The organism is Bradyrhizobium sp. WYCCWR15520, assembly GCF_056174665.1.
This window is the reverse complement of the sequence record NZ_JBWBWM010000005.1, coordinates 23,254-49,445: the sequence shown is the minus strand read 5'-3', so window position 1 is coordinate 49,445 and position 26,192 is coordinate 23,254. Positions and strand designations below refer to the sequence as shown.

General features: G+C 62.6%; 23 protein-coding genes. 9 read left to right on the top strand and 14 right to left on the bottom strand.

From position 1 onward, the window contains the following. The first annotated feature begins 82 nt into the window (after positions 1 to 82). A complete protein-coding gene (locus AC0QUY_RS06995; protein ID WP_475386284.1) occupies positions 83 to 1,573 on the top strand; it encodes a hypothetical protein in 1,491 nt (496 codons plus the stop codon). A gap of 24 nt (positions 1,574 to 1,597) precedes the next feature. On the opposite strand, the gene AC0QUY_RS06990 is transcribed toward AC0QUY_RS06995, so the two are convergent. The 3 genes from AC0QUY_RS06990 to putA form a co-directional block, all read right to left on the bottom strand. Next, positions 1,598 to 2,245, bottom strand: coding sequence for a glutathione S-transferase family protein (locus tag AC0QUY_RS06990; protein WP_161852038.1), 648 nt, complete (start codon positions 2,243 to 2,245; stop codon positions 1,598 to 1,600). A gap of 11 nt (positions 2,246 to 2,256) precedes the next feature. Next, positions 2,257 to 3,462 (bottom strand): CaiB/BaiF CoA transferase family protein, encoded by a 1,206-nt coding sequence (locus AC0QUY_RS06985; RefSeq protein ID WP_475386283.1) that lies wholly within the window; start codon positions 3,460 to 3,462, stop codon positions 2,257 to 2,259. A gap of 110 nt (positions 3,463 to 3,572) precedes the next feature. Continuing rightward, a complete protein-coding gene (putA, locus tag AC0QUY_RS06980; RefSeq protein WP_475386282.1) occupies positions 3,573 to 6,584 on the bottom strand; it encodes a bifunctional proline dehydrogenase/L-glutamate gamma-semialdehyde dehydrogenase PutA in 3,012 nt (1,003 codons plus the stop codon). 112 nt (positions 6,585 to 6,696) lie between these two features. On the opposite strand from putA, the gene AC0QUY_RS06975 reads away from it, so the two are divergent. Together AC0QUY_RS06975 and AC0QUY_RS06970 are read left to right on the top strand one after the other, a co-directional pair. Next, positions 6,697 to 7,161 carry an Lrp/AsnC ligand binding domain-containing protein gene (locus AC0QUY_RS06975; protein WP_202639258.1) on the top strand — a complete coding sequence of 155 codons (465 nt, stop codon included), beginning with the start codon at positions 6,697 to 6,699 and terminating at the stop codon, positions 7,159 to 7,161. Positions 7,162 to 7,323: 162 nt separating this feature from the next. Continuing rightward, a complete protein-coding gene (locus AC0QUY_RS06970) occupies positions 7,324 to 7,983 on the top strand; it encodes a hypothetical protein (RefSeq protein ID WP_475386281.1) in 660 nt (219 codons plus the stop codon). Positions 7,984 to 8,129: 146 nt separating this feature from the next. Here AC0QUY_RS06970 and AC0QUY_RS06965 read toward each other — a convergent pair whose 3' ends face one another. From AC0QUY_RS06965 to AC0QUY_RS06955, 3 genes are all read right to left on the bottom strand, one after another. Continuing rightward, positions 8,130 to 8,330 carry a cold-shock protein gene (locus AC0QUY_RS06965; RefSeq protein ID WP_028351035.1) on the bottom strand — a complete coding sequence of 67 codons (201 nt, stop codon included), beginning with the start codon at positions 8,328 to 8,330 and terminating at the stop codon, positions 8,130 to 8,132. A gap of 256 nt (positions 8,331 to 8,586) precedes the next feature. Beyond that, positions 8,587 to 8,838, bottom strand: a complete 252-nt coding sequence (locus AC0QUY_RS06960; RefSeq protein ID WP_475386280.1) for a hypothetical protein — start codon at positions 8,836 to 8,838, stop codon at positions 8,587 to 8,589. Between the two features lie 201 nt (positions 8,839 to 9,039). Next, positions 9,040 to 10,773, bottom strand: coding sequence for an adenylate/guanylate cyclase domain-containing protein (locus tag AC0QUY_RS06955; protein WP_475386279.1), 1,734 nt, complete (start codon positions 10,771 to 10,773; stop codon positions 9,040 to 9,042). A 348-nt stretch (positions 10,774 to 11,121) separates the two neighbouring features. On the opposite strand from AC0QUY_RS06955, the gene AC0QUY_RS06950 reads away from it, so the two are divergent. Further along, positions 11,122 to 12,645 (top strand): glycosyltransferase family 39 protein, encoded by a 1,524-nt coding sequence (locus AC0QUY_RS06950; protein WP_475386452.1) that lies wholly within the window; start codon positions 11,122 to 11,124, stop codon positions 12,643 to 12,645. Positions 12,646 to 13,634: 989 nt separating this feature from the next. Here the strand turns inward: AC0QUY_RS06950 and AC0QUY_RS06945 are convergent. Continuing rightward, on the bottom strand, positions 13,635 to 13,976 hold the full coding sequence (locus AC0QUY_RS06945; RefSeq protein WP_475386278.1) for a hypothetical protein: 342 nt from the start codon (positions 13,974 to 13,976) through the stop codon (positions 13,635 to 13,637). Between the two features lie 128 nt (positions 13,977 to 14,104). Between AC0QUY_RS06945 and AC0QUY_RS06940 the strand changes: the two genes are divergently transcribed. Continuing rightward, positions 14,105 to 14,296, top strand: coding sequence for a hypothetical protein (locus AC0QUY_RS06940; protein ID WP_161852043.1), 192 nt, complete (start codon positions 14,105 to 14,107; stop codon positions 14,294 to 14,296). Positions 14,297 to 14,579: 283 nt separating this feature from the next. Here AC0QUY_RS06940 and AC0QUY_RS06935 read toward each other — a convergent pair whose 3' ends face one another. The 3 genes from AC0QUY_RS06935 to AC0QUY_RS06925 form a co-directional block, all read right to left on the bottom strand. Then, complete coding sequence (locus AC0QUY_RS06935) at positions 14,580 to 15,179, bottom strand: cysteine dioxygenase family protein (RefSeq protein WP_475386277.1); 600 nt, start codon at positions 15,177 to 15,179, stop codon at positions 14,580 to 14,582. A 1,329-nt stretch (positions 15,180 to 16,508) separates the two neighbouring features. Continuing rightward, on the bottom strand, positions 16,509 to 16,964 hold the full coding sequence (locus AC0QUY_RS06930; RefSeq protein WP_475386276.1) for a cache domain-containing protein: 456 nt from the start codon (positions 16,962 to 16,964) through the stop codon (positions 16,509 to 16,511). Positions 16,965 to 17,343: 379 nt separating this feature from the next. Next, positions 17,344 to 17,919, bottom strand: coding sequence for a phasin family protein (locus tag AC0QUY_RS06925; protein ID WP_475386275.1), 576 nt, complete (start codon positions 17,917 to 17,919; stop codon positions 17,344 to 17,346). 746 nt (positions 17,920 to 18,665) lie between these two features. Here AC0QUY_RS06925 and AC0QUY_RS06920 point away from each other — a divergent pair. Beyond that, positions 18,666 to 18,902: a hypothetical protein gene (locus AC0QUY_RS06920; RefSeq protein WP_475386274.1), complete on the top strand. Its 237-nt coding sequence runs from the start codon at positions 18,666 to 18,668 to the stop codon at positions 18,900 to 18,902. 126 nt (positions 18,903 to 19,028) lie between these two features. On the opposite strand, the gene AC0QUY_RS06915 is transcribed toward AC0QUY_RS06920, so the two are convergent. Continuing rightward, positions 19,029 to 20,060, bottom strand: coding sequence for a YcjF family protein (locus AC0QUY_RS06915; protein WP_161852049.1), 1,032 nt, complete (start codon positions 20,058 to 20,060; stop codon positions 19,029 to 19,031). After that, a complete protein-coding gene (locus tag AC0QUY_RS06910; protein ID WP_475386273.1) occupies positions 20,057 to 21,520 on the bottom strand; it encodes a YcjX family GTP-binding protein in 1,464 nt (487 codons plus the stop codon). Before AC0QUY_RS06910 ends, AC0QUY_RS06915 begins: the two co-directional genes overlap by 4 nt. A 309-nt stretch (positions 21,521 to 21,829) precedes the next feature. On the opposite strand from AC0QUY_RS06910, the gene trhA reads away from it, so the two are divergent. Next, positions 21,830 to 22,528: a PAQR family membrane homeostasis protein TrhA gene (trhA, locus tag AC0QUY_RS06905; RefSeq protein ID WP_161852051.1), complete on the top strand. Its 699-nt coding sequence runs from the start codon at positions 21,830 to 21,832 to the stop codon at positions 22,526 to 22,528. A gap of 27 nt (positions 22,529 to 22,555) precedes the next feature. After that, a complete protein-coding gene (locus AC0QUY_RS06900) occupies positions 22,556 to 23,350 on the top strand; it encodes an SDR family oxidoreductase (RefSeq protein ID WP_475386272.1) in 795 nt (264 codons plus the stop codon). A 47-nt stretch (positions 23,351 to 23,397) separates the two neighbouring features. On the opposite strand, the gene AC0QUY_RS06895 is transcribed toward AC0QUY_RS06900, so the two are convergent. After that, positions 23,398 to 23,823: a hypothetical protein gene (locus AC0QUY_RS06895; RefSeq protein ID WP_475386271.1), complete on the bottom strand. Its 426-nt coding sequence runs from the start codon at positions 23,821 to 23,823 to the stop codon at positions 23,398 to 23,400. A gap of 119 nt (positions 23,824 to 23,942) precedes the next feature. On the opposite strand from AC0QUY_RS06895, the gene AC0QUY_RS06890 reads away from it, so the two are divergent. Then, the gene (locus tag AC0QUY_RS06890; protein WP_475386270.1) at positions 23,943 to 24,554 is read left to right on the top strand and encodes a hypothetical protein; all 612 of its coding nucleotides are present in this window, start codon (positions 23,943 to 23,945) and stop codon (positions 24,552 to 24,554) included. Here AC0QUY_RS06890 and mdlC read toward each other — a convergent pair. Next, on the bottom strand, positions 24,551 to 26,179 hold the full coding sequence (mdlC, locus tag AC0QUY_RS06885; RefSeq protein ID WP_161852054.1) for a benzoylformate decarboxylase: 1,629 nt from the start codon (positions 26,177 to 26,179) through the stop codon (positions 24,551 to 24,553). The genes AC0QUY_RS06890 and mdlC overlap by 4 nt on opposite strands. Positions 26,180 to 26,192: the final 13 nt, after the last annotated feature.

The following is a 26,192-nucleotide window of genomic DNA, read 5'->3' as shown; positions in this document are numbered from 1 at the left end:
TATCTAAACAGGATGGCGCTTCACGGTGACGTGAAGCGCCTTTTTTCTTGAATAGGCCTCTTTGCGCGGTGTTAGTTGGGACATGAGCCGCGCGCCACGATTTCTTGCCATCGTCCTGTTTCTGCTGTGCGGCGCTTCGTCGGCATATGCGGCACAGGATGCACCCCTGGAACGCGGCGCCGCTATCACCGATCCAGTAACGCTGCGCCAACTCGATGGCGGAAAATTCCGTCTCGATCGCATGCTGCTGCCGGAGCGGTCGGCGGATACGCCGCTCGCCAATAGCGAGCTGTTCGCTTTACCATCGATGGCGCCGGTCCGGCAGGCGATCGATGGCGAGTTCGATCGCTATATCGCGCGGCATCGTGCGAACCTGGCGAAGGAAACGATCGGCGTCGGAGAGGGCTTCGATTTCCAACTGTTCGACCGCGCGCTGCTCTATGCGATAGAGACGCGGTTCGTGCTGGCCGGCATCGTCAACCGCATGGACCGCACTTACGCCACGGAGGCAAGTTGCGGCGAGATCCGCCTGATCTACCGCCTGACGCGGATGAACAAAGCGGCCGGCGACAATGCGTCGCCGCCGCGACTGCCGATGACGCTGAACGTCGTGCTGAAGGCGAAGGGCGAGGGTGAGGCGATCACTTGTTCTGAAATTGCCGGTCGCTGGCTAGCCGCGCCGTTCGCTGGGACGGACCTGATCCGTCATGAAAATATCGATCGCATCGAGACCAATCTGCAGATCGCGCACGCGCCGAAGTCAGCCGTGCGCGATTTCCGTACCGACTATCTGTTGAAGGTGTTTCGCTACGATCGGAACGCGCGCGTGTTCGCGGAAGCGCCGATGGAAAACCAGATCGACCGCGCGCGCCTTCTGGCGGACGATGGCCTCAAGCGCGAGTTCAAGGCGTGGTTGCTCGATCCTGTCAACCTCGCCGCGTTCGACCGCGGCACCGTGCTGATCCCGGAAAAATTCCTCGCAAACGGCGCGATTGCGCCAACGCCGGTCGGGTTCGATCCGTCGGATCTGGAGCCAGAGTTTGGTCTGGTGCAAGGCGAGGGCGCCGTGTTCAGCGAGGCCGACGTCGTGGCTGCGCTAAGGAAGGTCGCGGAAGGTGGCGGAAAGCTGCAGAACATACGCTCGCTTGCCGGGTTCGAGCGACGGCTCAACGATGTGACCTGTTCCGGCTGCCACCAGACGCGCGGCATCGGCGGCTTTCATTTCCCCGGCGTCGACTGGATGGCGGACAAAACGTCGAACTCGACCGTGGTGCCGGGATCGCCGCATTTCTTCGGCGACCAGATCCGCCGCCGCGATATTCTTGCAAGCCTGCGCGACGGCAAACCGCCGGATTACTCCCGCGGCTTTGCCAGCCGTCCGCAGTTGCGCGGCAGCACCGAACTCGCCGGCACCAACCATTACGACGGCTGGGGCGCGCATTGCTATGTGCAGGCCAGGCAAGCCGCCAACAATGACGCGAGTTTCCGCGACTGGACCTGCGCCGAGGGGCTGAGCTGTCAGGCCGCCGGCAAGATCTCGCGTATCGGCATGTGCTTCGTTAAAGGCCGCTAGCGCTACACGGGCTCACTTGATCGGTCACTTGGCGTAGTGCGTGAGGCGCTTGCCGGGCAACAGGTCATAGGCCGATTTCCAGCCCGGCAATTGCGCCATCCGCCCGAGCCAGGCATTGATCGCGGGATGGCTCACAGCCCAATCATATCCGGTCTCGTCGGCGGGATAATGTAGATAGGCCATCATCGAAATGTCGGCTACCGTCGGCCGCTCGCCGATCGCAAATGCATTCTTCTGCAGATGCTGCTCGAGGATCGACAGGAAGTCATCAATCCGCCTGCGGAAATGCTTCAGCACATGCTCATCCGGCGACGGCGTGAAGGTCCGAAAATAGCGGTAGGTTGCCATGTAGCCGGTGAGCTTGTGGTTGTCCCAGAACAGCCAGCGCAGCAACTCGAACTGCTCCTGCTCGGTCTCGCCGCCGAACCGGCCGAATTGCTTGGCCAGCTTGAGCAGAATCGGCGCGGTCTGGGTGAGGCGCTCGCCGTCCTCTTCCAGCACCGGGATTTCGCCCATCGCGTTGACGTCACGCCGCCATTCCGGTGTGCGCGTGACGCCGCCGCCGAAATCGGTCCATACGGGCTCGAACTTCTGCCCGCACAATGTGAGCATCAGCGCGAGCTTGTAGCTGTTTCCCGACTCCGGGAAGTAATGCAGACGATAGCTGGGCATGGCTTGCTGCCTCACGCCACTGCGCCGGCCGCGCGCAGCTTGCCGATGGCCGCTTCGTCATAGCCCGCGGCGCGCAGGATTTCGTCGCTGTGCTCGCCGATGCCGGGTGGCTTGCGCGGCTGAACCTTCTTGCTGCCATCCACCCAGATCGGGCTGGAGATCGTCAGCATGGTGTCGTTCTCGAACGGCACCAGCACTTCGTTCTCGATCATCTGCTTGTCGTTCGGGATGTCGTCGAGAATGCCGACCACGCCGAATACCAGGCCGTTGCCGTCGAGGATCTTGCGCCATTCCGCAAGGTCCTTCGTTGCGAACGTCTCGTCGAAGATCTTGATCAGTTCGAGCGAGCGCGCATGGCGATCCTTCTTGGTCTCGAAGCGCGCATCGGTGATAAGATCCTCGCGGCCGAGACAGCGTGCCAGCGTCGGCCATTGCCGGTCCTCGTTGAGCAAAGAGAGGATCAGCCAGCGTCCGTCCTTGCATTGGTAGTGATTGGTGACTGCGTTGAGCGCGCGCTCGCGCGGGCGACGCTCGCCGAACTTCGCGCCGACCAGCTTGGCCTGCGCCAGCACCGAAGCCGCCCATATGCCGTTGGCCATCAGGTTGGAACTGACATGCGAGCCCTTGCCAGTGCGCTCGCGCTTGTAGAGCGCGGTGACGATCGCGCCGTAAAATGCCATGGCGCAGGGATGATCGCCCATGCCCGCTATCGAACGCGCTGGCGTGGTGTGTTCATCCGCGCGCACCAGGTCCATCAACCCCGAGCGCGCCCAATAGGCGTTGGAGTCGAAGCCGGGCTTGTTGGCTTCCTCACCCTTTTCGCCATAGCCGGTGAACGACGCGTAGATCAGGCGCTCATTGTGGGGCGCCAGATGCTCATGGGTGATACCGAGCCGCTCGCGCACCTGCGGCGGATAGTTGGTAATGAAGACGTCGACCTGGGCGGCGAGGCGATGCAGCACGGCCTGGCCCTCGGGCTTGGAGAGATCGAGCGCGAGGCTGCGCTTGTTGCGGGCTTCCAGCATCCACGCGAAATTATGCTCGCTATGCGGATAGCCGGGCAAATTCGGCAGGTTGCGATAGGGATCGCCGGCGCCGGGCGGCTCGATCTTGATCACGTCGGCGCCGAAATCCGACAGCACGGTAGCGGCCGCAGGCGCTGCGATGAAGCTCGCGCAGTCCAGAACCTTCAGGCCTTCGAAAATACCCTTATCCATCGTAGCGCCGCTCCGTGTGGCTTGCTTGATTTTTTTTCGTGGGTCGGAATTACCGCCAGCGAAAGCTAGCATTCGGACGCCATTTGACCCATCTCGGGTGGGCGATGCAACTACTCGCCGCCAGACATCAGCGCTGCATTTCCGCCGGCTGCGGCGGTATTGATGGTCACCGTCTGTTCGGTCGCAAAACGCGCCAGGTAATGCGGCCCGCCGGCCTTGGGCCCGGTGCCTGAAAGCCCGTGGCCGCCGAACGGTTGCACGCCGACGACGGCGCCGATCATGTTGCGGTTGACGTAGATGTTGCCGACCTGAAGCCTTTCAATTGTGTCTTCCACGGTATCGTCGATCCGGGAATGAATGCCGAGGGTGAGCCCATAGCCCGAGCGCTCGACCGCTTGCAGCACATGGTCGAACCGGTCGGCACGATAGCGCACCACGTGCAGCACCGGACCGAACACCTCTTCCGTGAGCCGGCCGGCATCGGACAATTCGAAAATATGCGGCGCGACGTAATTGCCTTGTGGTGCGCTACCCGCGAAGTGCACATGGGCTTCCTTCTTCATGCGTGCGATATGCGCATCCAGCCGCTGCTTGGCCTCGACATCGATCACTGGCCCGATATGCGTGGCGGGATCAGCGGGATCGCCGATGACGAGCTCGCGCGCCGCGCCTGCGATCATCTCGATCATGCGGTCGGCGACGTCATCCTGCAGGAACAACAGCCGCAGCGCCGAACAGCGCTGGCCGGCGGAGCGGAACGCCGAGGTCACGACGTCGTCCGCGACCTGTTCGGGCAGCGCGGTGGCGTCGACGATCATCGCATTGATACCGCCGGTCTCGGCGATCAGCGGCACGATCGGCCCGTCCTTGGCAGCGAGTGCGCGGTTGATCGTGCGCGCTACTTCAGTCGAACCCGTGAAGACGACACCGGCGATGTCGGGATGCGCCACCAGCGCGCTCCCGATCCGGCCATCGCCTGCCACCAGATGCAGCGCTGTGGCGGGCACGCCGGCTTCATGCAGCAGCCGTATCGCGGCACCCGCAATCAGCGGCGTCTGCTCGGCCGGCTTCGCAACGACCGCGTTGCCCGCCATCAGTGCCGCGGTGAGCTGGCCCAGGAAGATCGCCAGCGGAAAATTCCACGGTGAAATCGCGACGAAGACGCCGCGGCCGCGCAGGCAGAGAGTGTTGCTCTCGCCCGTCGGTCCCGGCATCGCCTTGCCTTCGCCGAACAGCTCACGCCCCTGCGCGGCATAGTAGCGGCAGAAGTCCACGGCCTCGCGCACTTCCGAAACCGAATCGTCCAATGTCTTGCCGCCCTCCCGTTGCAGCAGCGCGATGAAATGCGCTGTGCGCCGTTCCAGGAGATCGGCGGCCTTTTCCAAGATGGCGGCACGTGTCTCGGCTGCCGTTCTGGCCCAATGCTTGAAGCCGCCTCGCGCTGCCAGTATCGCCGCATTGGCTTCGGCCTCAGTTGCGTCTGCGACGCTTCCTGGTGTCGGCAATGGTACGGTGGCAATGGCCGAAACCAATTGCTCGAGCGCCGCGCGTTCACCGAATTCGATTCCGCGAGAGTTTTTCCGGTTGGCTCCGTAGAGATCGCGCGGCAGCGGAATGTTCGGATGTGTTGCATTGTCTGCACGACCGATGATATCGGCCGGACGCCGCAGCAATTGCGACACCGGCACCGCCGCGTCGGCGGCGAGCGCGACAAAGGACGAGTTGGCGCCATTCTCCAATAGCCGCCGCACCAGATAGGCAAGGAGGTCGCGATGACTGCCGACTGGCGCGTAGGTGCGATGGGCGATGTCGGAGCGGTCGTCGCCGAGCTTTGCATAGAGCGCCTCGCCCATGCCGTGCAGGCGCTGGAATTCGAACCCGCTTCGGTCCGTTGCCAGTTCGAGGATGGTCGCGACGGTGAGCGCATTATGGGTGGCGAATTGCGGAAAAATCCGTGGCCGCAGCGCCAGCAATTGTTTTGCGCAAGCGAGGTAGTTCAGATCCGTCATCGCCTTGCGGGTGAACACGGGGTAGCCGTCGAGTCCCCGTTCCTGCGCGCGCTTGATCTCGGTGTCCCAATAGGCGCCCTTGACCAGCCGCACCATCATTTTGCGGTCGAGGCTGCGTGCGAGGCGATCGACGTAATCGATCACTGCGCCGGCGCGCTTCTGATAGGCCTGGATCGCCAGCCCGAACCCGTCCCAGCCTGCCAGCGAGGGATCGGCGAACGCTGCCGATATCACGTCGAGCGACACTTCCAGCCGGTCCGCTTCTTCGGCATCGACGGTGAAGTTGAGGTTATGGGATTTGGCTTGCCTTGCGAGATTGATCAGCCGCGGCACCAGTTCGTTCATCACCCGGGCGCGGCTCACCGCCTCGAAGCGTGGATGCAATGCCGAGAGCTTGACCGAAATGCCGGGACGGTCGGGCAGGGGACGATCACCGGCCGTACGGCCGATCGCCTCGATTGCAATTGAATAGGAATTGAAATAGCGCGCGGCGTCATCGGCGGTGCGCGCGCCTTCGCCGAGCATATCGAAGGAGTAGCGTTGGTGGCGCGACGAATACGGCTGAGCGCGCGACAGCGCCGCGTCGATGGTCTCGCCGAGCACGAAATGATTGCCCATCAGCCGCATCGCCTGACGAGTCGCCGCCCGCACGGCCGGCGCGCCCAGCCGCTTGGTCAGTCGGCCGATGGTCCCCTGCGGGGTCTCGCCGGGCTGGATCACGCGGGCAGACATTCCGAGCGCCCAGGCCGAAGCATTGACCAGGAACGCGCTCGACCTCGTCTCGTGATGGACGAAGTCACCCTGGGCGAGCTTGTCCTCGATGAACTGGTCGGCGGTGCGTGCGTCGGGCACGCGCAACAGCGCTTCCGCCAGCACCATCAGCGCCAGCCCCTCCTTGGTAGACAGCGCGAACTCGCGCAGCATGTCCTCGACCCCGCCGAGCGGATCGTCATTGGCCCTGATCGCTTCGATCAGCCCTGTCGCCACGCGGTCGATGTTTTCCTCCTGCGCTGCGCCCAGCCGCGCGGCGCCGAGGAGCCCGGTGGCCATGGCACGATCGTCAGGCGCGTAGGGTGCGCTGAAGGACGGCAGGTCTGGCGGATCGGTTGACATGCAGTTCTCTTGGCTATTTGTGCAAGCTTACCGCCACTTCAGCCGTAGTTCGATAGACAAATTCGCAATTTTGCCTTAGATAGTCTGGACGATATTACATCTGGCCGGATAAATGATTGATATTGACAAGATAGACCGCAGAATCCTCTCAATTCTTCAGGCGGATGGCCGTATCGCCAACGTCGAGCTGGCCGAGCGGATCGGGCTCTCGCCGACGTCGATCGGCGAGCGGCTCAAACGGCTGCAGCGCGACGGCTTTGTCGAAGGCTACGGCGCCCGGCTCAATCCGCATCGACTGGGGTTGGGCTTGCTCGTGTTCGTCGAGGTGATGCTCGACAAGACCACGCCCGATGTCTTCGAGCGGTTTGCCAAGGCCGTGCAGACCGCGCCCGAAGTGCTGGAGTGCCACATGGTGGCGGGCGGCTTCGACTATCTGGTCAAGGCCCGGGTCGCCGACATGACGGCCTACCGCCGGTTCCTCGGCGAAAGTCTCCTGGCGCTGCCGGGCGTGCGCGAGACGCGGACTTACGCCGTGATGGAAGAGGTCAAGCGCGACGCCCCGCTGCCGGTCGGTTAGCGCCGTCGCTCCGAACCCCCCGGCGCGGAACAACTGGCGCACGGACAACACAGCAAGCGGAATTTCCGCGGCGCAGTCCCCAGATCGCAGCCTTGCTTGTTGGCAGTGCGCGGGAGCCGCGCTAATCGTCACGAACGCCGTCGCTTGGGAACTGCGGGAATGATGAGAGACGCCGCTCTGCCGATACGGGAAAGCCTCACGCGGAACGGCCTTGCGGCCGCGCTTGTCGCTTTTGTCGCTGCGCTGTTTGCAGCGCCGCCGGCGCGAGCGATCGAGATGAGTGCCGAGGTCGCCAACCTCTATAGCTCGGTTTCGATCTATCCGCCTTCCGCCACCTCCATGACCGTCTGCTACGGCTTCGTCTGCCGCCGCCGCGAGATTCTTGATTTCACGGCCGGCGACCGCAGCGCGCTGACCCAGATTATGGCGGCGGGCCGCGCCTCAGCCGCGGCCGAGCGCGCCGCGATTCAGAAGGCGGTGGTGTGGTTCGATCGCCGCATGGGGCCGATCCTCGGCACCAACAAGCGCGTGGCGAAAGCGGACTTTCGCTACTTCGACGACAAGCACAATTACGATTGCTGGGACACAACGCGCAACACCACCAGCCTGCTCCTGGTGCTGCGGGAGTGGGGCCTGCTGAAGCATCACGCGATCGGCGATCCGCGCTATCGCGGCAATACGCTGGTATTGCAGACGCCGCACAACACCGCGGTGCTGGTCGATCGCGTCACCAAGGTCGAATGGGTCGTCGACCTCTGGCCGCGCGGCTATCTGCAGCCACCGGACGTGATGACGGTCCAGAAGTGGGTTACGGAAGATTGAGCGGCCGGATTTGGCGCAACGACTTGCCATCGCGCGTGCAGAAGCGGTGCCCGCTCCGCCGAACGCTCACAGTTTTCGAGAAATTTTTTAAGCCCAACTCCCGGATCTAACTCCGAGAGCGTGCCGTTGCCGGTTGCGCCTGCGCGCTAAACCTTGAGGTTCTCGGCCGAAGTCTTGCCGCGGTTGGCGATCTCTTCGTACTCGACGGTCTGCCCTTCATTGAGGGTCGAAAGCCCGGCTTTCTCAACTGCCGAAATATGAACGAACACGTCCTTGCCGCCGCTCGAGGGCTGGATAAATCCGTAGCCCTTTGTCGGATTGAACCACTTCACCGTACCCTTAGCCATTCACGTCGTCTCCGCGGAATCAAAAAAATATACGAGCCGCCGGTCCCCGCACTAACCGGCATGCCCGCAGCATCAGGATACGCGGGTTAGGGCGGGCTGGGTAGCGCAAACGGATCGGCCGATTCGGCGAAAAAGCCCCCATTCGCCGCCGATTTCCGCCGTTTTGCCGATTTCCGCGCTCATTTGGGCCGATCGATGCGAAAACCCCGGCCGCGCGAGCGGCCGGGGCTTTGCGGACTGAACAGCTGCGGCCGGATCAGTAGCAGACGTTCACCGTGCGCCAGCGGAAGCCGAACGGCGTCATCACCCGGCGGGTCACGTAGCAGCCTCCATAGCCATAGCCGCCACCGATCAGGCCGATGCTGATGCCATGACCATGGCCGTGGCCAAAGTGATGGTGGTGATGGTGATGCGGCCAGAACCCGCCCGCCGAAGCGGTGTTGGGAGCCAGCGCGACGGCGCCGAGCGACGCGGCGGCAACAAGGGCGAGAGTCATTTTGCGAAGCATGGTCGTTCTCTTTCAAATGTGCGCGTTCGACGTTTCGTCTTGGCGCGGGTTTAAGTTTCAGTCTTACCCATCGCCAATCTGTCGTGTGCTTGAGAGAGCGGGTTCGAGGTTTCAGCGCCGCGCTCGCCGACAATTTTCTGAACGATTATTCAGGTGTGAAAAACATCACACACGCTTCGAACCTCTATAATTGAAGCGTTTTCACGCTACCGCGCTTTGCTGCTCGTTAACCAGCGCCGACAAGGTTCGCGCATCTTCCACGGTGCGTACGATCATCGGTTCGTTGCGTCCGCGAATCTCGACGTCATGCCGCGGCAGCGCATCGGCATCGAGTCCAGCCGTTGCGCGAACTTCATCGGAGATGACGGCTTCGCATGCAAGGCTCTTGGTCATGTCCTGCAGCCGCGCCGCGACATTGACGGGATCGCCGAGCGCGGTGAACACCATGTGATCGCGATAGCCGATGTCGCCGACGATCACCTCGCCGCCATTGATGCCGATGCCGAAGCGGATCGGCTCGCGCAGATCATGCTCGAGAAACTTGTTCAGGGCGTCGACATTGGCGGCGATCATCGCCGCCGCCTTCAGGGCCTGACGGCAGGCGTTCTGCCGGCTGGTCGAAAGCCCGAACAGCGCCAGCATGCCGTCGCCGACGAACTGGTTCGGCCTGCCCCCGCTCTCGATCACCGCCTGCGATACCGCGCCGAGGAAGCGGTTGACGATGAAGACGGTGTCGAACGGCAGGCGCTTTTCCGCCAGCTTAGTCGAGCCGCGCATGTCCACGAACAGGCTGACGAGATAGCGCTCCTGGCCGATCCGCGTCGGGTTCGAATCATGGTGGTCGGCGGATATCGTGTGCGGCAGGAACAGCTGGAAAAACGAGAGGTCGGCCGGCGGCCGCAACTGGCAGGCGAGACGGATCGATGGATCCGACGTGCCGACCCGGCCGAGCACGAAAGCCTCGCGCTGCGAAGGCTCCGGCAGCGCGCTGCAGTCGCCGATGATGCGGATGCGGCAGGTCGAGCAGCGGGCCCGGCCGCCGCAGACGCTGGCATGCGGCACGTTGTTGCGCAGGCTCGCCTCGAGCACGCTCAGGCCCTTCGGCACACGCACGGTGCGGCCGTTGCCGTAGGAGAGGTTGATCATGCCGCGGCGGCGTTCGTTGACGGCGCGGACGCCGCGCGCCACCAGCGCAATGCCGATCAGGCCGAAATAGCCGAACAGGAAATAGTCGGTGATGCGATCGAGCTTCTGCGCCTCCGCGCGCGTGCCGATCTGGCGCTCCGACTGGGTTTCCGCCCGCCACTCGGTGCTGTCATTGTCGATCACCATGCGCCCGCTCTGATAGAAGCCGAGCATGGAGAGCGTCGGGATCAGCACCGCCGCGGCGAGCAGGAACGGCGCGGCGCGCTTGTAGAACGCCCGCATCCGGAGCCAGAGATAGAGCCCGATGCAACCATGGACCCAGGCGATGGTCATCACTGCGAGCATCATCGGGATCCGCCATGGCGCCCAGATCCAGTACAGGAACAGTATCTGCGGATAGAGTTTCTCGTGCCCGTAGAGCGTCTGGCCGAGCCGGATGCCTATGATGTGTGCGATGATCATCATCGGGATGCTGAGGCCGAGCGCCAGTTGCAGCGGCTCGATCGCCTTCCAGCGAAATTGCCGGCGTTCATACAGCGCCCAGATGCCGAGCGCGGTGTGCACCAGGCATGCCGCGTAGAACAGGATCGTGACCGGCAGGAATTGCCAGAATGCCATGTGGAGCTGGACGCCGCTCGCCAGCGCCTCCAGCGAGATATTACCGAGCGCGTGGTTGAGGAAATGGCTGACCAGATAGGCGAACAGGATCACGCCGGTGGCGAGACGGACCTGCCGCAGGCTGATGCCGCGGACGAAGGTCGTGATCTGGTCTCGGGAGAGGGCGGCCATGCGATCCACAGGGTCAATATTGGGCGATATTAGTGCGCCATTTGGACGATGAATACCATCCATCGTCGTCCCTGCGAACGCAGGGACCCATACTGGGCGGCCTCTTAGTGTCACCGTGGCTCATGCCGTTTTCCCCGCCGCCGTCTGGTGGCTATAGGTCCCTGCTTTCGCAGGGACGACGACCAACTTTTTTCCCGTTGCGGCAGGTTGACACTCCAGGGGTGGTCGAGGAGAAAGCGCGCCGTGACCATAGCCCCACCCGATAAGCCCGGAGCCAGTTCCGCCGCGCCGCCGTGGTTTGCAAAGTCCTGGCTTGCCGTGGCGTTGCTGATCGCCGCGTTGACGGCGATGCGGCTGATCTATGCCGGCGTGCTCGATCTGCGGACCGACGAAGCCTATTACTGGAGCTGGTCGAAGGAGAGCGTGCTCTCCTTCCTCGATCATCCGCCCGCCATCGCCTGGCTGATCCGGTTCGGCACTGCGATCTTCGGCGACACCACAACAGGTGTGCGGTTCAGCGGCATCGTCGCGATGCTGGTCACGCAGCTCCTGCTCGCCGACATCGTCCGCCGCGTGACGCATGATATGCGCGCCGTCATCTTCGCGGTGCTGATGCCGGAAGCGGCGCTGTATTACGGACTGTTGATGGCGAAGGTCGCGCCCGACACCGCGATGATCCCGTTTGCGGTCGCCATGCTGTGGTCGCTGGTGCGGCTGCATGAGAGTGGCAACCCGCGCTGGTGGCTTGCGGCGGGGCTGTTCGCAGGGCTTGCGCTGCTCTCGAAATTCACCGCGATCATGCTGCTGCCGGCGGTAGCAGCCTTTGTGCTGGTGCCGGACTGGCGGCGGCGCTGGCTGCTCAGCTCGTATCCGTGGCGGGCGGCGCTGATCGCGGTGATCGTGTTTTCGCCGGTCCTGATCTGGAATGCGCAGCACGATTGGGCATCGTTCCGCTTCCAGTTCGTGCGCGCGGTGGCGGACCGTCAATTCTCGTTGCGCACCGTCGGCGAATTCATCGGCATGCAGTTCGGTCTCGTCGGCTTCGTGCTGCTGCCGGTGGTGCTGTTCGGCGTGACGCTGACGGCCTGGCGCGGCTATCGCACCCGCGAGCCGGTGGCGATCCTGCTCTCGACCGCCGTGCTGGTGCCGTTCCTCTATTTCCTCTGGAAGTCGCTGACGCTGCGCGTCGGCGACACCTGGCCGATGTTCCTGTGGCCCGCCGGCTTTGCCGCCACCGCCATCAACCTCGTCATGATGTCGAAGGAGGGCGTCTCGGAACGCATGATCAAATCGACGTTCTGGTGGGCGAGGGTGGCGGTCATCTCGGGCATCGGCTTCGTAGTCGGCGTGTTCTTCTATTACTTGGCGGCGCCCTGGAACTTGATCGGCCGGACCGATCCGGTCGGCGCCGAAGCGGGCTATGAACAGGTCGTGGTGCGCGCGCGCGAGCAGTTGCGGGCGACCGGCGCGACCTGGATCGCGACGTCGGACTATCGCACCTACGCGATGCTGCGCTGGCATTTCAACGGGCAGGTGCCGGTCATTCAGATCAACGAACGCGGCAGGTTTCAAGGCTTTCGCGATCCCGGCATGGACCTGATCAAGGATCATCCTGGTCTCTATGTCGGCCGCGAGCCGGACCATCGCCTGCCGCTGTGGAATCTGACGACGGCGAAGCGGCAGCCGCTGGAGCGCGTCGAGCGCATCTGGCGCGGGACCGTGATGGATACCTATGCGCTGGAGAAGATCACCGGTTGGACGCCGGAGCTGGCGCCGCCACCGGATTCGCCGCTGTTCCGCTGGCGCGTGCTGGCGGGGGTCGTCGGAGGCGATGGGATCGCTTCGAAGCCTCTGCGCTCGCAAATGATGTGACCCCCGTAGGATGGGTGGAGCGAAGCGATACCCATCATTGCCTCAATGCCGGTGCGCGTGGCGATGGGTTTCGCTTTCGCTCTACCCATCCTACGATGACAGTGGCTTCTCCGCGGCAATGACGGTTATAGTTTCGCGATCCCGCGACATGAATTGCCTGAGGTTTGCTATCAACTATCCGCCCTCTGATTCAGAGGGCGCAGGGAAGACCGGGTGCTTGCTGCACCCGAGGTCTCGTGTGCCATTGCGCATAGCAAAAAACGCACACGAGCATACAGGTACAGCGGAAACACTCCGGCCTTCCCTGCGCAATGGCTTTACGGCTTACTTCGTGCTCTCCCCGGAGAACGGCTCTTTTGCCTCCGTCATCGGCGGGACACTTCCCGCCAACTTAACGCCAGCACCGCGGCGTCCGAACCACACGACTTCGCCATACGCCTCACGTCACGTACGTCGTCGTGACATCAGCGTCCATCGCATCTCACCGCACGTTCGTGACGATCGCGAAGCGCCCCTCATCTTGCCGTGAGACGGACGGAGTTATGCGACTGATTTGCCCGGAATGTTAAGCGGAATATTTTTTGATTCCGGGCTTGACACGATTTCGGAAAATCAGAAGTGATTTGCCGCCGCGTTTTCTTGCAGCAGTTGGGTGTTGAAATTGCGCTTGGGCGCGACGTCCTACCTATTGGAGCCTTGTTGCGGTTGCGCGGCCGTCGGCCAGCCGGTCATACTCCGCCGCAAATGCGCAGCATGCGCTGTTTCTCTTTTTCGTCGTCCCGGAAAAGCTCTGCCTTGGTGGACCGTTGCTCTGCGACGCGTGCTCAAGAAGCGCCGTCGAAGAATTTTACGCCCTCGATGATGCTTACGCTTCGCCCTCCGGAAGCGGACATTGATCCGCGAGCTTCCGTTAAGGGCCAAGACTGGAAGTCGCGGCCGCAGAGCGGTTGCCCGGTCTCTAGGAACGTCAACAAGGTCGGCGCGTTGGATTAGAGCCGCTGATGCGGAAAATCAGCGATGCACTCCCGGCCCGCGAGGCCATCGTCAAACTCGCTGAGGGCGGAGTTACTGCTGTTCGGTGCCAGCTGACGACGCAAGGACTGCGAGGCATCATGGCCAACGTCTTGGAGCCCTGGCACCGTTGCAAAGAGCAATATGGAGGGGACATGAGAAATATAGTGAACGAAGCCGGCGAGATCGTCGCCAAGGCAACACGTGACGGCACGTTGGTCGGCGGACACCACCGCATCGCGGTGGAGGTTAGCCTCGGTCAAAAGCTGTTCTGGGAAGACACCGGCGGGCCTGTCAATCCTGGGGGCTTCTTCAGGCATCCGGTAAGTTCTTTGCGACATACAGCTTGATGCGCTCGTCGAGCGTTACCTTGAGACCTGTGAGGTTATAATGGCCAAGGTCCCCGAACACTCCGGCACCGCGGCGCATTCCAGCAATGAGCAAGCCCATGAAAGTTAAAGATCTGATAGATGAGCTACAGAAGCTCGATCCGGAGATGCCGGTCGTCGCTTCCAGCCCTGACGGCTTCGATCTCTATGAGCCGACACTTGACTGCGAATGGATCACGATAGATCAGTCCGGTAGTCCGCAGCGCGCCATGTCAGGTGAGGCCGGCGCAGTGCAAGCCCTCCGCCTATAGCTCGGCGGCTAACGACCACAATGCCGCGGTGACGGTCCGATAAGGAGCGCTCGCGACTTCAAAGGCGACCGTACAAGCACAGCCATCTGGTCGCGCTGCGCCCGACGAAGATTTCCGCAATCGATCCGCCGTCAACATGGTGGGCGGGAGAGCGCGGCTAACACAGTCGGCACTTCGCTCAAAAACGGAAAATCCGGACTGACCTACGGCGCGTTACCCCTGTGACCGGACATCGACCGCCTGACTGGGTAGGTCCGTTTCGTGCCGGAAGCGGAACTCCAACTTATTCGATCTTGATTCGTTTGGTGAGGACCTGCGCCCGCGCGTACTCGTCGTCGGCGACCCTAATCACGTAGGGCTTCTCAAGTTTGTGCTCTACGTCGAACTCGGAGCGGCCCGTGTAGTTGATGTGCCGGCCGTACGTGTGCAGCGACATCGAAATGTCATTTCCAACGTTCCGGACGCTGTGTATGTGTTCAGGATAACAGCGGGCAGTGTCACCAACGGTCATCACTTGTTCACCGCCGCGCTTCAGGTCCGCATAGCCGGGCTTACCACCGTCATCGAGCCGGTCGTAGTTGATCTCTTGTTCTTGGCCTTCAATACCGACCACCACAGCCCAAGTTTTATGGTTGTGCGGGATAGTGCCGCGGTTAGGCAGCCACGATACCAAGAAAACGGCTAGGTCGTGATTGGGCTCTTCATGGAGCATGTGAACGCCGAAGCCTTGCTCGGCATCGCATTCGCGATATTCGGGGCGGCGCAATTCCGGCGATTGTGCAAATTTCTTGGCGAGGGGTGCGACTAGGTCCGTGATCTCGACTGGATCAAAATGCTGAGCAGTAATCTCCCGCAGGTCGCGCACGTACTGGTCGAGGTTCATTGCATCTACCTCCAAGGTTTAAAGGCGTTGCAATTTTGGGCGAAGTCTACGACGTTCGCGGCGAAACTCAATGTCCACTTTGGGTCCCATTTACAGACCTTTGACGCGCCCACCGTCCAAGTCCATTTTACCCCTGTGACCGGACATCGACCGCCTGAGCGTCTTCTTACATAGATGCTTCTATCTGCTTACGGTTATCTCGTTTGTAGCATTCTTGGCAGCTATTGGTACGAACTTAGTCACACGCTTCAGCTCGCAAAGGGACCTCAAAGTCCGCAACCAGAGCTAGGAAAAACCATTCCCTATGACGTAGGGCATCGAAGAGTTTACATCTCGCGCGAAGACGACGTGCGCAATCATGAGCTGGAAGCTACAGGATGTGGGCAGCGTTGGCCGCCGCAGGAGAGTAGCGGCTTTGGGCTGCCTTGCGGCCCACTGCATATTATGCTCGCCATCGATCTTTACCCCATACGCACGGGTAGGCGAATCGGTCCTCAAACATGTGAACTCGTTTACAGTCACTTGCGCTCTTTCGGTACATAAGGTGGCTGCGGAGGGCACACGCTATGACCCAACCTGCAAAGCGCATACCCAAATGGCTGACGATTGACGTGCTGGTAATCGTTATATCGCTGGCGATTATCGGGATCGGCATCGGGATCGGGATTGCTCCCTAGCCACGAACATGAACCGGATCGGTTCTGACAGCTACCGGTACTACCGAAGTTGGTACATCCAGATTGCTGGCTTTCCGAACGGCTCAGTTTTCATAACATCGCAAACCACAGGAGCTCTCTTGTGTGCGCGCTCCGGCGAGAAAACCGCGTTGGCTCAATCCAGCCCCCTGTACCGCAGCCAAGGGCATGTATCTCGTCGGGGCGCGCAAGCAAGAATTGCCTGGTGCAACGCTCCTCGGGACGCTGTGGATGTGATCTGGAAGCGGAACGGCGGTGAACATGCGTGGTCGTTTGTACGGATGAGTCGAGAGTTTGGTATATCAAGCACCAAAGGCCGCTCCCCGGGTTGCATCGGCTGCGAACAGACCGCTGCCAAACGCGACGGGCGGCGAAAGAACGCCTCGACGGGCACGGGGCTTTCCGATGTGGACATTTCTTACGATCAATCCTCGCGCGGGCAGAAATTCGCGACGGTACCCGAGGAAATTTCGGGCCAAGGCGCAGGGAAAAACCCACAGCCACAGTCTGCCACCGCCTGGTGAACTCTGATCTCAGAGCTGCTCCGAAAGCGGACATCGGCAGCGGGCATGTCGGCGCTGGGCCAAAAGGGGCATCATGATCCCGCGAAACGAAAGGCGTCGCCAACTACAATCTATTTGTAATATCCGACGACGCATATATAGCCAGCCACCTTCGTTGCGAGCCCTACTTTCTCAACCGGTCTCTTATCTTCGCCGGGGCGCGGGTACATGTATGTGACCTCTGTGATCTTATCTTCGACGGCGGAGGCAAATTCCGCCCCGTAGGGTTTGCCCGTGACATCCTTGATGTCTCTCTGCACAAGGCCAATGCGCGCAGGGTCGGGATGGGCGATGTTCTTGCCGTCAGGGCCTGCACAAGTTGGATAAAGGTCACGGTCGCGAAAGCCTCCTTCACCCTTGTTGATTTGGCTGACGGTTCTTGCCGGGTCGGCTTTCATGGAGACGACGACCTTCTCAAGCATAGCTTTCGCCTCGGCGGGCGTGCCGAAACCGGCATTCTGAGCGTATGTCGCCGTCGATGCGATTGCGGCCGCTGCCATTACACTGATCGCCAGGTGAAGACGCATGATTTCCTCCCGCTACCATTGTGCTCACCGCCCAGCTGCATGGTTCGGAGAAGCCTTAGCTCTTGCATTGGCTGCTCGGAGAATGACGAAATTGCCAATCATCCGACCACGTCATCGGCTCTTGCATGCAGAAGGCTTCACTCAACGCTAGCTCGAATTGGATTCCCAGGGAGTGAACCACTTCACAATCGCTCTGAAATGGAACTCCGCCAGACAACGTGAACCTAACGTCCTTCCCAGGTCTGCTCTGGGTCCAACGGCAGACGCTGAATTCTGCTCTCTCCGGGAGCCCGCGCTGGCCCAGCCGAAAGCAAGCGCACCCTGGCGAAGCGCGTGATCCGATGCAGCCATCCGTTTGCCACAGCGGTACGGGTTGAAGTCATCGTCCCGGCAGAGCTGTGAGCTCTCGGGACGCGTCGATCCCCAAGAAGGGATATCCAGCCACTTCTTTCGAATACTTCCCGTACATATCGATCCACCTGCGTGTAAATTCTGCAATGACGCCGAAAGCTTCGAATGGTGACCTGATGGTCCCAAGCCTCTGGCTGAATTCAAAAGCAAATTCTATGTTGGCTTGTGTCATTTCCAGAAGCTTCGCTTGATAAGCCTGCACGCTTTCCGTCCCTAACGAAAAATCAAACCCTTTCTTTGGATTGTTATCCCTCATCATCTGATGACTGCCGCCATCGTGTAGGGCAGCCGCTTTTAAGGCAGCCACCCGATTCTCAACTACGGGATCCTTTTTCTCAACTGCGGGATCCTTTTGTTTTGGTTCCTCATGTATCTTAAGGGGCGTTTCAGTAGAGCCTGCGGCGACAGAGCGCAGGGGGACGACAGAGCGCAGAGAGTTGTCCTTCGGGCTTCTAACAACGGCCTGCTTGTTCCGTTGGGCCCGGGCGGCCACTTTCGGGCTTCGGGTGTGCTTCGACGCTGCGGCTGATTTACGCTTGCTCATCTGACGCTCCAAATGGAATGGGTCGACCACAACGGTCATTTCTGAAAGACAACAGGCCTTGCGATGTAGCGTTCCAAACGCGGGATGATGGCACGTTCATGATGTCGATGGCGATTTCAGGTAGCAACGCCCACCAACGAACGTTGAGACTGTTGAATACCTCAGCGCCCTTCGTCGAGATGTGCGGTCTGCTGGGCTTAAGGTGGTGCAGCTTGCAGCCATCGAGGAGAAGCGGCCCAAGGAGTGGCTTGCTACGCCAGGGAAATAGCCAAACTGCGTAACCGATTGCATCATGGACGTCGCCGACCGCGGCCCCAACGTCGCCCGCGAGCAAATACCTTGCAGCGCAGCTACGGAACAGTATTACACCGGATAAATTCGCGGAACGAAACGGCTCGTCCTTCTTTCTGACCTTGAGAGGTGCCCATGACTTCTCATGCCATAGAAGGCGCATGTGCGTTCGCTTGGCGGAACTACTTGCTCCGACACAGCAGTATCAGCGAGAACGATAGCAGGCGTTCCGCCCTCCATCGCTACGTCACCAATCTTCGTGCCACCGGCGAGTATGATTTCGGTCTCCTGCAAATCGCGGCAGTCGCGTACTTGAAAAAACTGGACGAATTGCATGACGACCGAGGTGCGAGACTCGCGGCAGATCAAGCTTTGGCCGAGTGTTTAAAGTCAGGACGTGCGCAAGCCGACACTTAGTTTTTGGACCATACACGGGGGCAGAAGGAGCGAACAGCATGGCAGTCGATACCACTAATTCAACCCGTTCCGCGCGCGAGCCACAGGGACAGCAAATCGGCATGAATTCCTTGAAGCCAATCGTGCACTTTCAGGTCTCAATGCTGAGGATGTGGGCCGAGAGCATCGAGAGGTTCGCGGGCAATTACGAAGAGGCGTTGCAGGAAACCGCGACCCCCGTCGAGGAACAGACAGACAGGCAACGCGCCGCGTCAGCGCGCGGACTGCCTCATTGATCTTAACGCGATCGCGCCGGTCCTCAGCGCCAACTGATTGGCTCGCGTATCTCGGCCGGGATGGTCAGCAGACTACTTAGCGGCTTAGCGCGAGACCAGCACCATGCTCCCTAGCGGAATCGGACCTCACGCCTCGTCGTCGCGCTTGCTCAGGAGATCCTTCGCAAGATCGGAGAGCGCAGGCCGCGGCAGCGCGGTGAACGGCAATGGGCGGGTGACGTCGATGGCGGCCAACCCTAGCCTTGCGGTGAGCAGGCCGTTGAGCACGCCTTCGCCGAGCCGCTGCGAGAGTTTGGCGGCGATGCCGTGGCCGAGCATCTGCTGCACCAGGCTGTCGCCAACCGCCAGGCCGCCGGTGATGGCGAGATGGCCGATGACGTGGCGGAGCAGGCTGAGCATGCCAAGCGTACCGGGACGGCCGCCATAGAGCCGCGCCAGTTGCCGAATCAGGCGCATCGCGGCGACGAATACGAACAGCACGTCGATCAGGGCGCGCGGGCTCACGGCCGTGACCACCGACACGCGCTGTGCCGCGGTCGAGACCAGCCGCCGCGCTTCTTCATCGAGCGGCGCCATCAATTCGCGCTCGGCCAGCTTGATCATGTCGGCGCCATCGATGATGTCGTCGGCATGGCTTGTCAGCGTGGCGCGGGCGCGCGCCAGTCGCGGATTCTGATGCGCGAGCTTGAGCAGGTCGTTGACAACAGCGCGGCTCTCGGCGCGGTCGTCGCTGCGCAGCACCTCCGTGGCGCGCAGATGCAGCTTCTCGATCGCCGCCAGCCGCGCCAGCCCGAACGCTTCGCGGCCGATGACGACGGCCAGCGCCAGCCCCGCCGCCACCGCAAATGCCAGCGCGACGTAGCCAAGAGTCTGGCTGCGCGCGAACAGGTCCTCGATCAGGTTGACGATGCCGAGACCCGTGCCGAGCAACACCAGGCCGCCGACCGCCGACCAGAACAGCGTGCCCCAGCGAAAGCCGCGGCGCACCGGGATACGGGGCGCATCGATCGGCACGGGCAGCAGCGCGGGATCCGCCTCGGGCGTGATCTGCACTGTGCCGCGGGCGGGGCGGCCGGCCTCGTCCGGATCGATCACGACGACGCCGGGATCGCCGAGCTTGAACGTCGCCGGCCGCCGAGGGGGCGTCTTCTCGCTCATTGCAGTCGGTCTCCGATCAGGAACTGGAGGGCGCGGTCGAGGCGGATGTGAGGCAGCGCGGGCTCTTCCTTGGCGTTGCGTTCCAGCAGCGGCGGCCGGAAGCGCAGGAAGCGGAAATCGGCGTTGTCGTGCAGCGTGCTGGAAAGGCCGCGAAAGCCGCCGTTGAATAGCTCTTCGGGATCGGCGGGCAAGTCGCCCGGAAAGGTCGCAACTTCCGTCTCGCCGTCAAACGTATCGCCATTGGCGGTCTCGCCAGGCGCGGGCGTGCCGAGGATCGACGGCAGCTTCTCCCGGCCGCGCGCGACCATTGCCTCGCGCGTGGCGCGCACCGCGGCGAGCGCAACGACATCAATGGCGGCGCCGGCATATTCGGCGCGATCGGCCGCCTTGGCGACGGCGCGCCGCAAGACGGCTTCCAATCGGTCATGGCTGGAATGGTGCAGATGATCGGCCTTGGTGGCGGCAAACAGGATGCGATCGATCCGGGGGCGAAACAGGCTGCTCAGGATCGTGCTGCGGCCGATGCGGAAGCAATCGAGAATGCCGGCCAGCGCCGCTTCGAGATCGTGCAGCGCTTCGGGGCCGGCATTGAAAGCGGCGAGCGCATCGACCAGCACGATCTGCCGGTCGAGCCGCGCGAAATGATCGCGGAAGAACGGGCGCACCACCACGTCCTTGTAGGCTTCATAGCGTCGCCGCATCATCGCCCACAGCGAGCCGTCGGGCGCGGTGCCGTCGATGGCCACATCGAGCGGCGCGAAGGTCAACGCCGGCGAGCCTGCGAGGTTGCCCGGCATCAGGAAACGGCCGGGCGGCAGCAGGCTCATGGCGAAACGTTCGTCGCGGCAGGCGCGCAAATAATCGGTGAAGAGCTTTGCGGCGGCGAGCGTCGCCTGTTCGTTTTCGCGGCCTTCCGCGTCCAGCGTCTTCAGGTGCTCATGCCAGGGCGCGGCGAGTTTTACGCGCGGGCCCTCGCGCGACAGCGCGAGGCTCTCGGCCGACCACTGCTCAAAACTCCTGTTGAGCAGCGGCAGGTCGAGCAGCCATTCGCCGGGATAATCGACGATGTCGATGGTGAGCGTGCGGTCCGCGCCGTTCTGCCGCTGGTAGTCGATGACCAGGCGCAATTCGGAAATGTCGACGGTCGAGTTCGGCCAGCGCCGTTCCTCGATCAGGGTGCGGACGTGGCTTTCATAGGCGAAGCGCGGCACCGCGTCGTCCGGCTGCGGCTCGAGCCGGGCGCGGGCGATCCGGCCCGTCGCATACGGCTCGAATACCGGAAACCTGCCGCCGCGGGTCAGGCCGTGGATCAGCGCCGTGATGAACACGGTCTTGCCGGCGCGCGAAAGGCCGGTGACGCCGAGCCGCACGGTGGGATGGAAAAAGCTGTCGCCGTAATCCAGCAGCGCCCGTGCCGACAGGCGCGCTTCCTCGACGATCTCTGAAAAACTGGGAGGCATGCGGGTGGAGGACTCGGTGCAAAATGCGCTTGGTGGGCGATGTTCAGGAAAGTGGCGACTGAAGAGGTAAAATCAAGCTCTCGTGATCGCCTGACGACCGGATCCCGAGGGATCGCGGAGCGTCTTCTGGCAGCACGAAAATGCCACGTCGATGGGGTAGGCGATGGTCCGCCGGAACTTGTCATCGGGGCGCGCGTTCGTGTGACCGCCGACGGATGATGGCGGCGTTCGGGCCCGTCGGCTTGAACGCTTCGTTGATCTCGGAAGACCCATGTCCTATCGCTCCCTCACCAGCTTTGACGGGCCTGCATGACCATCTTCAGACTGAAACAATTCGCCTCGACATCCCTCCATGCTGCGGCCGATGCCATGCACTGGAACTACGACCGTGCCGAGCTGATCGCCGATGGCGTCGTGCATATCCTCGGCATCTCGCTCGGGCTTGTCGCCGCCACCGCGTTGATCGTGCTGACCGCGATCTATGCCAGCGCATTCGAGGTTGCCGTGGTATCCATCTACGTCGCGGGCCTGCTGGCGATGCTGACCTTGTCCGCGGTCTACAATCTCTGGCCGGTGTCGCGCGCCAAATGGGTGCTGCGCCGTTTCGACCATTCGGCGATCTATCTCTTGATCGCCGCCACCTATACGCCGTTCATCGTGCAGCTCCGGGAAAGCTATCTCGCGATCGCGCTGCTTACCGGGGTGTGGTGCGCCGCGATCGCCGGCGTGGTGCTGAAGCTGGCGCTGCCGGGGCGCTACGATCGCCTGGCGGTCGGGCTCTATCTCGCGCTCGGCTGGAGCGGCGTTACGCTATACGACGCCGTGGTGAAGGCGGTGCCGCCGCTGGCGCTGGGCTTCGTGGTGGCGGGTGGCGTGCTCTATAGCCTTGGCGTGATCTTCCATGCCTGGCAGCGCCTGCGTTTCCAAAACGCGATCTGGCATGGCTTCGTCTTGCTCGGCGCCGCCTGCCATTATACGGCTATTCTCGATATGATGATCCTGACCTAGGATCATAACAAACGGGAGAGAGCGCTCATGCAGGTGACAGGCAAGGTCGTGGTCGTCACCGGCGGCGGCAATGGCATCGGCCGGGCGATGTGCGAAGCCTTTCACCGCGAAGGCGCGGCCAAGGTGGTGGTCGTCGATATCGATCCTGCCGCCGCGCGGGCCGTCGCCACGCCGATCGGCGGAGCCGCCTTCAAATGCGATGTCGGAAAGGAGAAGGACATCCTTCACGTCATCGAGGAGACCGAGCATCAATTCGGCCCGATTGCGCTGTTCTGCTCCAATGCCGGCATCGGTGGCGGCTTCGATCCGCTGTCGGTCAATGCCGGCGGAACCTCCGACGAACCCTGGTCGCGAAGCTGGGCTGTCCATGTCATGGCCCATGTCTATGCGGCGCGGCATCTGATCCCGCGCATGAAGGCGCGCGGCGGCGGCTATTTCCTCAACACGATCTCGGCGGCGGGATTGCTGTCGCAGGTCGGCAGCCCGGCCTATTCGACCACCAAGCATGCGGCCGTGGGCTTCGCCGAAAACCTTGCGATCTCGCACAAGGCCGACAACATCAAGGTTTCGATCCTGTGCCCGCAGGGCGTCGACACCAACATGCTGCGCTCGATCCCGAAAGGCCCGCAATCCGGCGACGGCGATCTCGCGCCGGAACAGGTGGCGCAGGACGTGCTGAAGGGGCTGGAAGCGGAAACCTTCGTAATCCTGCCGCACCCGCAGGTGCTCGGCTACATGCGCAAAAAGACCGAGAATTACGACCGCTGGATCGCGGGCATGGCGAAGATCCAGGCGAAAATGCGGGAGAGCTACGGGAAATAACTTGGCGAGAAGGGCGGCCTTATCGGCCGCCTTTCCCGATTACGTCGCTACTGGCACCTGTGCATCAGGCCGTCGTCGAGACGGACCATGGTGCCGGGCTGGCAGATTATTCCGTTTCGCGCCGCGTAGTCCTGGCTCCATACGCCGGGGCCGCCGTAATAGGCGGGGCCGCCATATACGCTCGGACCGCCGTAATAGGCGTAGGGGCCACCGCCGCCGTAGTAGGCGGCGGTCGCTCCGGCTGCGACAGCACCAGCCGCGACGGCGCCGGCGCCCACCGCGGCGGCACCGGCCGCGGTCCGCCGCGCCTGCCGCCGGGTAACGCCCGGGGTGTATGGATCAGCCATCTGTGCCTGCGCGCGCTCGATAGACAGCAAAGCGCCGTTTTGTTCGGTCCAGCCAACAGAGAGCATGGTTGCGCATGCGAAGACGGAGACCGCGAGGGCAGCTTTTCCGAGACTTGTCTTACTCATGACATTCACTCCACGGTTGCCCCATGCCGAATTTTCGTGCGAGCGTAGAGTGCCGTCAAGTAAACGCCGCGTGCGAACTGACAGGCGAAATGTTGAGCCTTTGAATCAAATGGGGGCCCATGAGCTGGCGTGTCTGGCCATTCGGAAAAGCTCCGGCGACGCTGCCGGATGCTCCGCATGCGCTGCTGGCTGATATCGAGAAGCAGGGCAAGCGGTATCTCGACGAGGTCGATAACGGGAAATGGGTCTATCCCGCCTGCAAGCGGACCGCGTCGGATGCTGGAGCCGACAAGGGGGAGGTCTGCAACCATACGCGGCTGGAGGCCATGCGCTATCTGCTGACGGTCCCCAGGGGTGAATTCAGGCTGCTCGCCGAGCCGGATTCACAAGCGGCGATACTGGAGGCCTATCTGCGTCAGTTGCCGCACGATGAAACGGTGATCGAATTCACCGGCAATACGATGAGCGATCTGGCGATCGCCGTCGTCGCCGGATTCAACTGGCTCACTCATTGTGCCAGTCTGGCCGGCGCCGACCGCCGAAAATTTTCAGGCACGCTCAATCGCTTCCGCAAGGTCGCGGTGTCGGCGCAGAAATGGTGGGAGATGGAGGGCGCGAAAGCGCGCTACGCGCAGATGCTGCAGGCGCAGCAGGAACCGCCCCTGTTCTTGAATCTGGTCTGGGCGGACTATGGGCGGCTTGCGGGCGAAATCGCCGCGGCGCGGGCCTAGCCCTTCTGCGCGTAGAGCAGCGGCACGGCCGAATCCACCAGCACCTCGATCAGGCTGACGCCGTCATATGCGAGCCCGGTCTTCAGCGCGCCCGCGAGTTCGGATGATTTTGTCACCCGCGCGGCGTGGCAGCCCATGCCTTCGGCGAGCTTGACGAAATCGATGCCGGGCAGCTCCAGCCCCGGCACATTGCGCACCTGCATCACCTGGCTGAACGAACGCATCGCGCCGTAGCCGGCGTTGTTGATCACGACGACCGTCAGCGGCAAATTGCGGCGCGCGGCGGTCCATAGCGCCTGGATCGAATACATCGCCGAGCCGTCGCCGATCAGGCAGACGGTGCGCACGCCCGGCCGCCCCAGCGCCATGCCGACCGCGGCGGGCAGGCTGTAGCCGAGGCCGCCGCTCGCCATGGTGTAAAAACTGTCCTGGCCGCGCATCGGCATGAATTTTTGCATCGCCGGGCGATGCGAGGGCGCTTCCTCCACCAGCACCGCATTGTCGGGCATGGCTTGCGAAAGCGAGTGCAACAGGAATTCGACCGGCAGCGGATCGGCGGCCGTCGGCGCCGGCGGCAGCACGCGGCCCGCAGCAATCGCACGCGTCGTCTCGGGCAGCAGGTCGAGCAGCATCGCGAGCGCCGGCTTCATGGTGGCGACGATGCTGGTGCCCGATGGCGTGACGGCGGCGGCGTCCGCGTCGTCGGTGATCTGGTAGATCGTGGTGCCGCCGTCGAAGATCGCGGCGTGGCCCTCGACATGGAAGGTGAAGACCGGCGCGCCGATCACGACCACGAGGTCGTGGCCACGCAGCGTGTCCGATAGCTGTCCGGGCGATGCGTGCAGGAAGCCGGCGAATTGCGGATGCCGTTCCGGGAACGAGCAGCGCGCCGAAAACGGGCTGGCCCAGACGGCGGCCTTGGTCTTCTCAGCGACCCGCACCATCAGCTCGACCGCTTCGGCGCGGTCGACGGCCGGGCCGACGACGAGGGCCGGGCGCTTGCTGGCGATGAGCGCATTTGCCAGCGCCTTCATGCTTTCCGGATCAGGGCCGAGCTCGCGGCTGACGTGGCGGGCCTCGACCGGTTGCGCCGGTCGCGTCCAATCGTCGATCGGGATCGAGACGAAGGTCGGCCCGCAGGGCGGCTGCATCGCCACATAATAGGCGCGCGCGATCGCGGCCGGCACGTCTTCCGCGCGCGCCGGCTCGACACTGTATTTGACGTAAGGCCGCGGAAATTCGGAAGCGCGCTCGGCATAGAGAAAGGCCTGCAGCGGCAGGATCGAGCGCGCCTGCTGGCCGGCGGTGATGACGAGCGGCGTCTGGTTGCGGTGGGCGGTGTAGATATTGCCGAGTGCATTGCCGACGCCGGCGCCGGAATGCAGATTGACAAAGCCGGCGTTGCGGGTCGCCTGCGCATAACCATCGGCCATGCCGACGCAGGAGGCCTCCTGCAGGCCGAGCACGTAGTCGATGTCGTCGGGCCAGTCGCTGAGGAACGGCAGTTCGGTCGAGCCGGGATTGCCGAACACGCGCTTGATGCCGAACGCGCGGAGCAGGCCGAAGGTGGCGTCCTTGACGGTGAGCGAGGCGGCGGCGGATTTCGCTGGTTTGCGGGACGACATGAGATGAATCCCC